The organism is Streptomyces sp. NPDC057253, from assembly GCF_042669125.1.
Classification (GTDB): Bacteria; Actinomycetota; Actinomycetes; order Streptomycetales; family Streptomycetaceae; genus Streptomyces.
Window position 1 is genome coordinate 1 of the sequence record NZ_JBHUXV010000227.1, and the last position, 8,694, is coordinate 8,694.

Here is an 8,694-nt window from a genome sequence, read left to right on the forward strand (position 1 = left end):
GTCGCGCACTCGCCCCCATCAGACGGTCACGTCAGCCGCCCCAGATCTGGGCGTTCTTCGACTCGGTCGCCTGGTAGTTCTGGGCGGCGCTGTCGAGGGCCTTGGCGATGGCCTCCAGCGTCTGCTGCATGGAGGCGGCGCGCTGGTCCCACTCGGCCTGCTTGGCGCGGTAGGACTCCTGCGCCGAGCCTTCCCAGCTGGCGGAGATGCGCTTGACGCCGCTCTCCAGCTCGTCAAGCTGCGTACGGATCTTGCCCGCGGTGCTGCGGACGTCCTGCGCGGCCTGGGAGATCGTGGCGAAATTTACAAGAATCTGCCCGGACATCTCTTCTGTGTCTCCTCAGATGTGTGGATGGTCGGTCACGGACGTGCGCCGCGGCGCACGGGTCCGATCATCCGAAGGGGGACGAGGCCGCGATGTTCTGGATGGACGCGCGCTGCTCCTCTTCCGAAGCCGCGTAGGCCTTGGTGCTCTGGTCGATCGCTTCCTTGATGTCGTTCAAGATCTGGTTGATCTTGTTGGCATCCTGGTTCACCTGCGACTGCAGGTTGTTGTACGCGGTGGCCGCCGAGCCCTTCCAGCCGCCCGTGATCGTGTCGATCACGGTCTGCAGGCGGGAGATTTCGCCCTGGATCGAGGAGTTGACCGAGGAGATCTTGCCGCTGAACGCGACCATCTCCTCCTCGGTCATGGTGAACTGCTGTCCAGCCATGTTGTGTCCCCCATGAGACGTAGGAGTTCTGAGTAGACCCGCTCGGAACGCCGTCACCGAATGGTGGCAGACGTAACCAGTCCGGTCTGGTTCCACTCTAGTCGCATCCGCTGACAGAGCGAACATCAGTTGGGGCTTGTGGCAAGATCGCGATGAAGTCAACTCACCTTTTTCACAAGTGCGTTCGTGAAGTGTGAGTGATCTGCGAACGCCAACCGGCCTACGACCCCTGCGCCTGCTCCGCGTTCCCACTGCTCAGCTCCGGCCCCGCCGCCAGCAGGTCCGCCCAGGTCGAAGGAACCACCGCCGGGCGGATCTTGCCGTAACCGAGGCGCACCTGGGAGGTGTTGGTCTGCTGGGTGTTGGCGTCGGCCTTCTCGCCGCCCGTGACCTCGCTGTCGTTGCGCGCGGGGACCGAGTAGCGCAGGCCGGTGTCGGTGACGAGGAAGGTGCTGCCGCCGCCGGCGTCGGTGCCCGTGACCCTCTTGAAGAGCAGGCCGCTGCCGGGCGAGACGTAGGTGCGCGAGCCGCTCTGGGAGAGGTCCTTGGGGTAGTCCCGGCCGCTCCAGACCGTCATCAGCTGCCGGTTGTTGTTCTGGTTGATCGCCCCGCCGTGCCAGACACTGCACGAGACCTTGTCGCCGCCCGGCTTCCAGTAGGTGTTGGCCTGCACCACCGGCTCCTCGGGCCAGGTCTTCTCCGCCATCCACTCACCGTTCTCCGGGTGGATGTCGTTGAACCCGACCTGGGCCGGCGCCGGGGTGGTGCCCGCGTACACGGCGTTGATGAACGGGCTGCTGAGCCACATCTCCGCCGTGAAGTCGGAGATGGGCCGCACCTCGTTCTTCAGCACGATGTACTTCTGCTGCCTGGCCCCGGTACCGGTCATGAGGACCATGCCCACCTTGGCCACGCGGGTGGGCAGCCCCTCCACGTTCGCCTGCGCCCCGGCGTCCCCGCCCAGCGAGGGGAACTGGAGGTCGCCCACGACGTTCAGCGTCTTGAGGAAGTCGGCGCTGACGCGCTGCGGCTGCACCCCTTCACCGAACACCGCGCGCTGGATGTCCTGAAGGGCGTTCTCGCTCGACAGCCGCCAGGTCTTGCCGCCGACCAGATAGGCGCTCCCGTCCGGGGTGACCATGTACCGCGGGCCGTTGCCGCTGACCGAGCCGGGATCCTTCGGGCCCTCGACGTAGAGGACCTTGTTCCGGTTCAGCTCCCCGTCCTTCTGCAGGAGCTTCTCGTAGTCGCTCTTGTCCAGCACGTAGGTCGCGCTGACCGGCTGCCCGTCCTGGCCCGGGGCCTGGCACAGCGCCCAGGTCTTCGCCGTCTTGGCGTCGTCCGGGGACGGCAGCCGGTCCGGGGCGAAGGGGATGCCGACCGTCGCGCCCATCGGGTACTTGCTGTTGTCGAGCACCGACTCCTTGATCTTCAGGACCTGCGGGTTCTCGCCGTTCAACAGCAGCTTGGCGGACGCCAGGTTGAGGACCGGGTGCAGGCTCAGCTTGTTCTCGCCCTTGGTCTTCACCAGCACATAGCGCGTCGTCGACTCGCTGCCGACGAGGATGTTCTTGCCCTGCGCGTCCCAGCCCTTCGGCGCGGTCGGGCTGAGCATGCCCCAGGCCCCGAATCCGATGAGCACCAGCACCGCCACACCGAGACTCGGCAGGACGGTCTTGAGGGGCCGCGGCGCCGCCTCCTCCGAACCGTGCGGCGACGGCTGAAGAAACGCCGCCACCGTGCGCCTGCGCGCGAAGGAGTAAGCGTTCAGCTCATCCCGACGTGTCGCCATCGATGGGTCAACTCCCCGTTGTTTCGCTTTGTTGCCGAATGCCGAACTCCCCAGGGCCGCCCGGTACTCCGTGGCGTTTGCTCCTGCAGGGGCCTCTACTATGCCGTGTGACGATCGCACCGTACGGTACGGGGTACGGTGATCCGCCGCCAGCTCGAGTCGCGGCCAGACAATGCAAAGGGGTTGTACCGGGGGATGAGCACTGCGACCAGGTCCCGGCGCCGTAACGGCAGCCGTCGTACCCAGGAGAACCAGGGGCCAGGGCAGGTGCCGGAACCGGCACGAGCGTCCGCGGTGCCCAGTCCGGCCTCGCCCTCGCTCGCCAGGCGCCCCGGCAGCATCGGCCCCCTCCGCATCCAGCAGCTGGTCGGCATCGAACTGGCCGCCGCGGTCCTGCTGATCGGCTGGCTGCTGCGCCCCATCGGTCTCACCGTCGGCATCGTGCTGGCCGTACCGCTGGTCCTGGCCGGACTGCTGCGCCGGCGCGGCCGCCCGCTGCCCGAGTGGTTCTCCACCGCCCGCGCGCTCCGCGACCGCCGCAGGCGCAACGCCGAACCCGTACCGCCCGGCACCGACCCCGGCTTCGCCCCGGCCGTCGAGTGCGACCCGGCGCTGCGCACCTACAGCTTCCAGGACCGCGAGCAGCGCGAGATCGGCATGCTCGGCGACGGCACCTTCCTCACCGCGCTGGTCCAGGTGCAGGCGGCCGACACCCCCCTGCGTCCGTCCTACGGCAGCGGGGACATCCCCCTCGATCTGCTCCAGGGCCTGCTGGAGGTGGACGACATCCGGCTCGCCTCCGTCCAGGTCGTCCAGCACACCCAGCCCGCGCCCGCCCCGCATCTGCCCCCGCAGGCCATGGCGGTCCGTTCCTACGGCCCGCTCCAGGCCCAGAGCATGACGCCCGGACTCCGTATCACCTGGGTCGCGCTCAAGCTGGACCCGGAGCTGTGCCCGGAGGCCGTGGAGGCGCGCGGCGGCGGTATGCAGGGTGCCCGGCGGGCGCTGCTGCGGGTCGCCGACCAGCTGGCCAGCCGTCTCATGGGCGCCGGTATGCAGGCCAAGGTGCTGAGCGAGGCGGACATCTGCGGCGCCGTCGCGACCTCCAGCTGCGTCAATCCGATGGCCACCACCGGCGGTGCCGCGATGGACGGCAGCCGCTCGGGCCGCCGTACGGCGGAGAGCACCCGCACCTGGCGCTGCGACGACCGGCTGCACACCACGTACTGGATCTCGAAGTGGCCGCAGTTCGGCGGCGGCGGTCCGGCCTTCCCCCGGCTGGTCGGCGCGCTGACCTCGGCGCCGACGCTCGCCAGCACCTTCTCGCTCACCATCAGCAGGCGGCGCGGCAAGCTCCTCGCCCTGTCGGGGCACGTACGGCTGACCGGCCGCGGGGAGAACGAACTGGGCGAGGCCGCACAGCACTTGGAGCGGGCCGCGTCCGCGTTCAAGGTCGGCCTGGTACGGCTCGACCGTGAGCAGCTGCCCGGAGTTCTGGCCACCCTGCCGCTGGGAGGTACCCGCTGATGTCCGCTCCCACCGTCCGTCCCGCCGGCCGCTCCGGCTTCGGCAACTCCGTGCCGGGCTTCCCCGGACAGCGTCCCGGGCATCTGCCCCGCTCCCCCGAGCCCGCCCGGCTCGGTCCCGAGCGGCGGCTGCGGGAGGCCTTCGGGCTGCTCGGCCCGCGCCGCGAGCGCCACCTCGTCGACGCCGACGTGCTCGCGCAGCTGACCCTTCCGGTCGGCGACGACGGTCTGATCCTCGGTATCGACCAGGACAACCAGCCCGCGGTGCTGGGGCTGTGCCGCCCCACCCGCCTCGACATGGTGCTGGTGGGCGGCACCTGGATGGCCCAGGTCATCGCCCTGCGCGCGGCGGCGATCGGCGCGCGCGTGGCCGTCGAGACGGCCCGTCCGCAGCTGTGGGCGCCGATGGCGCAGGCGGCCGGCGGCGGCCAGCAGTGCGTGACCGTGCACCAGGTCGGGCGGATCGCCCCGCAGGGACCGTCCCCGGCCAGCCCGGTGCTGATCATCCGCGACCTGGGCATCCGCCCGCCGCGCAGCCGTCTCACCACGGCGCCCTGGCAGTCGGTGCTGACCCTGCTCCCCTATCTCGGCCCCACCGCGCCCCGGCTCCTCGCCCACGCGGACGTCGTCGGGGTGCAGCGGATCTCCCCCCAGGAGTCCCAAGTGGTCGGCAAGTCCATGCGGTTGCCCCACGGCGACTCCGCGTCCCTGTCCTCGCTCGCCGACAACGTCGCCCTGTGGTGCACGCAGAAGTCCCGGCAGTACGTGATGACCCAGCCCACCGACGCGGAGACCGGTCTGCTCGGAGCGCCCCGCCGGATGGACTGACGCCCGCGCGGCAGGCCAAGGCGGCTCCCTCTCACGCGAGTTCGTGATCGCACCGTAGCGCTGTGTGAGGGGGGCCAGGCCAAGTAGGGTGCTGCTGCACGAGGTTCGCTCAGGAGAAAGGGCCGCCGACCATGGCTGACGCGGACGACATCGCCGCAAAGACACCGGACGAGGACGTCAGGGCGCGAAAGGCGAGGGAACGGGACGAGCTGTACGGCCTGGACATCTCCGGCGTCGAGTGGCACAGCGCGCCCGGCACCGAGGAGCACGAGGAGCGCGTCGAGATCGCCTACCTGCCCGAGGGCGCGGTGGCCATGCGGTCCTCCCTGGATCCGGACACCGTGCTGCGGTACACGGAGGCGGAGTGGCGGGCCTTCGTACTGGGCGCCCGCGACGGCGAGTTCGACCTGGAGCCCGCGGCTCAGGACGGCGGGCTCCCGGCGGAGTAGGGGCGGCGGCCGGACCGCAGGGCCGACCGTCCCGGGCTTCAGGCACCCGAAACAGACAGACAACCGTCACAAGGGCGACATCGGGGCAGGCGGCCGTCCGGTGCGTGCGAGCGCACAGCGGACGGGCCTGCCCCGCCGAGGCCTGTGGCGTTTACGCTTGATGCGGATGCGACGAAAGAACCCACGGGTGGGTAGTTCGCGTCCAGGGGACTTCAGTCGGATCGGACAACAGGAACGGTCGCCCCCAGCCCGGCACATGAGTGCCCACACGGCACGAGGGTGCTCGACCAACCAGGAGGAATTGTGCAGAGCGATCGGGACGGGCTGCGCGCGGGCTGGACCACGCCCAGCGACGACCAGTCCGACGCGGAGTCCGCCACCGAGATGACGGGCGAGTTCACCATCGACTACGCCGCCCCTGCCTGGTACACGCAGAGCGCGGCGCCCGAGGCCGAGGCAGCACCTCCCGCGCCGACCCCTGCCCCCGCCGCGCCTGCACCCCACCCCGGTCACCCCGATCCATCCGGTTCCGCACCGACGCCGTCCGCCGCGACGCCGCCGCCCCCGCCGTGGACGGGCACCCCCGCCACGACCCCCCAGCCGCCCGCGCCCCCGAACCCCCAGAGCGCGTACGGCTACCCGCAGCCACCGAACCCCCAGAGCGGCTACGGCCACCCCCAACCACCCACGCCGCCGAACCCACAGAGCGCCTACGGCTACCCGCCGCAACCGCCGAACCCACAGAGCGGCTACGGCTACCCCCAGCCACCCACGCCTCCTACGGCAACCCCGGCGGCCTCGGTGACTCCGGCACCCCCGGTCGCTCCGGCGGCTTCGGCGACCCCGGCACCCCCGGTCGCTCCAGCACCCCCCGCGCCTCCCGTGGCCCCCGCGCCTCCGACGGCACCCGTCGCTCCGGCGCCCCCCGTGGCCCCCGCCTCCTCGGGCGTGGACGGCACGGACAGTGCGGCCGTCTCCGGCGGTGACGCGGAAGGCCGTACCGACGCGCCCTCCGCCCCCGCCACGACGCCGAGCACCCCCGAGCCCCCCGCGGCCCCGTCGGCAACGGCTCCCACCGCCCCCGAGCCCGCGCCCCCCGCCGTGACCCCGCAGGTCTCCGCGACGGCGGAGGCCGAGGCACCGGCGGCCCCGACCGAGCCGGCCGAGGAGACCGCAGCCGGCGACGAGGGCACGGACGCCCCCCAGGCATCCGCCTCCGAAGCCACGGCACCGGAAGCCCCCGAAGCCCCAACTCCGGCCACGGCCGCGGCCGTTGACACCGACCCCGGCACCGAACCGCAGGCAGCCGCGCCGGACGCCCCCAGCACTCCCGCCACCTCCACCGGCACCGGCGCCCCGGAACAGCCCCCGGCCGCGCCCCCCGCACCCCCGGAGCAGCCGCAAGCCACCCAAAGCCCCGCCCCGGAGCAGCCGGAGACCGCCCAGGTCCCGGCACCCGAGCAGCCGCACGCCGCCCAAGCCCTCACCCCCGAGCAGCCCGAAGGCTGGCGTCCCCCGCCCGCGCCGCAGGGCGCGGTCCCGCCGCTGCCCCCGCAGTTCGCCCAGGCGGCCCCGGGTGCGGCCCCGTCCTCCGCCCCGGAGTGGACGACAGGCGGCCAGCCGCAGCCGCCGAGCACTCCGCAGCCGCCCGCCGGTCAGCCCGGCGCCCCGCTCCCGCCCGTCCAGCCGGCGGCCGCCGGACAGCCCCAGGCCCCGCAGCCCGCCCCGGCGGGCTGGCCGGCCACCCCGCCGCAGCCCGACGGCCAGCCCGCACAGGGCGGTTACGGCTACCCCCAGCCGCCCGCCCCGCAGCCCGGCCAGGGCGGCTACGGCTACCCGCAGCCGCCCGCGCCCCAGCCGAACCAGAGCGGTTACGGCTTCCCGCAGCCGCCGGCGCCCCAGCACCCCCAGGGCGGTTACGGCTTCCCGCAGTCGCCCGCCCCCCAGCCGAACCAGAGCGGCTACGGCTACCCCCAGCAGCAGCCCCCGGCGCAGCCCGGCGTGCCGGGGCAGCCCGTGCCGCCGCCCCCTGCCCAGCCGCAGCCCCAAGGGCAGCCGGAGCAGCCGCAGTTCCCGGGCCAGCAGCCGCCCCAGGCCCCGAACCCCAACCCCTACGCGGGCGCTCCGGGCCAGCCCGGCGTGGACCCCCGTACCGGTGCCGCGTGGCCCGCGGCCGTTCAGCACGACCAGCGGCAGCAGGTCGCCGGCGCGGGCGCGCCGCTCGGCTACAACGCCGCCGTCGAGCTGACCTCGGACCGGCTGGTCAACAGCAAGAAGCAGAAGGCCAAGAGCAGCCGGCCGGCCCCGGGCGGATCGAAGTTCAAGCTCGGCGGCAAGAAGGAGGAGGCGGAGCGGCAGCGCAAGCTGGACCTCATCCGCACCCCGGTGCTGTCCTGCTACCGGATCGCGGTGATCAGCCTCAAGGGCGGCGTGGGCAAGACGACCACGACCACCGCCCTCGGCTCGACCCTCGCCACCGAGCGCCAGGACAAGATCCTCGCGATCGACGCCAACCCGGACGCCGGCACCCTCGGCCGCCGGGTGCGGCGCGAGACCGGGGCCACCATCCGTGACCTGGTCCAGGCGATCCCGTACCTCAACTCCTACATGGACATCCGGCGGTTCACCTCGCAGGCGCCCTCCGGTCTGGAGATCATCGCCAACGACGTCGACCCGGCCGTGTCCACGACCTTCAACGACGAGGACTACCGGCGCGCGATCGACGTGCTGGGCCGCCAGTACCCGATCATCCTCACCGACTCGGGCACCGGTCTGCTCTACAGCGCGATGCGCGGGGTGCTGGACCTCGCCGACCAGCTGATCATCATCTCGACGCCGTCGGTGGACGGGGCGAGCAGCGCCAGTACGACCCTGGACTGGCTGTCGGCGCACGGGTACGCGTCCCTGGTGTCGCGGTCCATCACCGTGATCTCGGGGGTCCGCGAGACCGGCAAGATGATCAAGGTGGAGGACATCGTCACCCACTTCGAGCAGCGCTGCCGCGGCGTGATCGTCGTACCGTTCGACGAGCACCTGGCGGCCGGTGCCGAGGTCGACCTCGACATGATGCGGCCGAAGGTCCGGGAGGCTTACTTCGACCTCGCCACCATGGTGGCCGAGGACTTCGCGCGGGCCCAGCAGGAGCAGGGGCTGTGGACGGGCAACGGCAACAACCAGCCGCCGACCATGGCACCCCCGATGCCGGGCCAGCCGCAGCCACAGCCCCCGGGCGCGCCGCAGCCCCCGTTCCAGGGCTTCCCCGGTGCCCAGCCCGGCCAGCCGTGGCAGACCGGTCAGCCCCAGCCCGGGTACCCGCAGCCGCCGTACGACCCGAACGCGGGCCGGCCGCCGCAGCAGTGACCGGGAAACGGGAAGGGGGCCGGCAC

7 protein-coding genes are annotated in these 8,694 nt (G+C 72.3%); 4 read left to right on the forward strand and 3 right to left on the reverse strand.

Annotated elements, in window-relative coordinates; genetic code table 11:
* Positions 1 to 31 precede the first annotated feature (31 nt).
* The 3 genes from ACFULQ_RS47575 to eccB all read right to left on the reverse strand — a co-directional run bounded on the left by ACFULQ_RS47575 (position 32) and on the right by eccB (position 2,505).
* The gene (locus tag ACFULQ_RS47575) at positions 32 to 325 is read right to left on the reverse strand and encodes a WXG100 family type VII secretion target (RefSeq protein WP_007385065.1); all 294 of its coding nucleotides are present in this window, start codon (positions 323 to 325) and stop codon (positions 32 to 34) included.
* Between the two features lie 67 nt (positions 326 to 392).
* Entirely contained in the window at positions 393 to 713 is a 321-nt protein-coding gene (locus ACFULQ_RS47580) for a WXG100 family type VII secretion target (protein WP_007385064.1), read from the reverse strand.
* Between the two features lie 220 nt (positions 714 to 933).
* Entirely contained in the window at positions 934 to 2,505 is a 1,572-nt protein-coding gene (eccB, locus tag ACFULQ_RS47585) for a type VII secretion protein EccB (RefSeq protein WP_383557662.1), read from the reverse strand.
* Between the two features lie 195 nt (positions 2,506 to 2,700).
* On the opposite strand from eccB, the gene eccE reads away from it, so the two are divergent.
* The 4 genes from eccE to ACFULQ_RS47605 all read left to right on the forward strand — a co-directional run bounded on the left by eccE (position 2,701) and on the right by ACFULQ_RS47605 (position 8,668).
* Positions 2,701 to 4,032 carry a type VII secretion protein EccE gene (eccE, locus tag ACFULQ_RS47590; RefSeq protein WP_383557665.1) on the forward strand — a complete coding sequence of 444 codons (1,332 nt, stop codon included), beginning with the start codon at positions 2,701 to 2,703 and terminating at the stop codon, positions 4,030 to 4,032.
* Positions 4,032 to 4,859, forward strand: coding sequence for a hypothetical protein (locus ACFULQ_RS47595; RefSeq protein WP_383557668.1), 828 nt, complete (start codon positions 4,032 to 4,034; stop codon positions 4,857 to 4,859). The genes eccE and ACFULQ_RS47595 overlap by 1 nt, the downstream gene beginning before the upstream one ends.
* A 131-nt stretch (positions 4,860 to 4,990) precedes the next feature.
* Positions 4,991 to 5,308 carry a DUF397 domain-containing protein gene (locus tag ACFULQ_RS47600; RefSeq protein ID WP_383557671.1) on the forward strand — a complete coding sequence of 106 codons (318 nt, stop codon included), beginning with the start codon at positions 4,991 to 4,993 and terminating at the stop codon, positions 5,306 to 5,308.
* Between the two features lie 303 nt (positions 5,309 to 5,611).
* Complete coding sequence (locus tag ACFULQ_RS47605) at positions 5,612 to 8,668, forward strand: SCO5717 family growth-regulating ATPase (RefSeq protein ID WP_383557673.1); 3,057 nt, start codon at positions 5,612 to 5,614, stop codon at positions 8,666 to 8,668.
* Positions 8,669 to 8,694 lie beyond the last annotated feature (26 nt).

Coding starts and splice junctions, on each gene's coding strand:
- ACFULQ_RS47595 (WP_383557668.1), top strand. CDS start 4,032: ATGTCCGCTCCCACCGTCCGTCCCGCCGGCCGCTCCGGCTTCGGCAAC.
- eccB (WP_383557662.1), bottom strand. CDS start 2,505: ATGGCGACACGTCGGGATGAGCTGAACGCTTACTCCTTCGCGCGCAGG.
- ACFULQ_RS47575 (WP_007385065.1), bottom strand. CDS start 325: ATGTCCGGGCAGATTCTTGTAAATTTCGCCACGATCTCCCAGGCCGCG.
- ACFULQ_RS47580 (WP_007385064.1), bottom strand. CDS start 713: ATGGCTGGACAGCAGTTCACCATGACCGAGGAGGAGATGGTCGCGTTC.
- eccE (WP_383557665.1), top strand. CDS start 2,701: ATGAGCACTGCGACCAGGTCCCGGCGCCGTAACGGCAGCCGTCGTACC.
- ACFULQ_RS47600 (WP_383557671.1), top strand. CDS start 4,991: ATGGCTGACGCGGACGACATCGCCGCAAAGACACCGGACGAGGACGTC.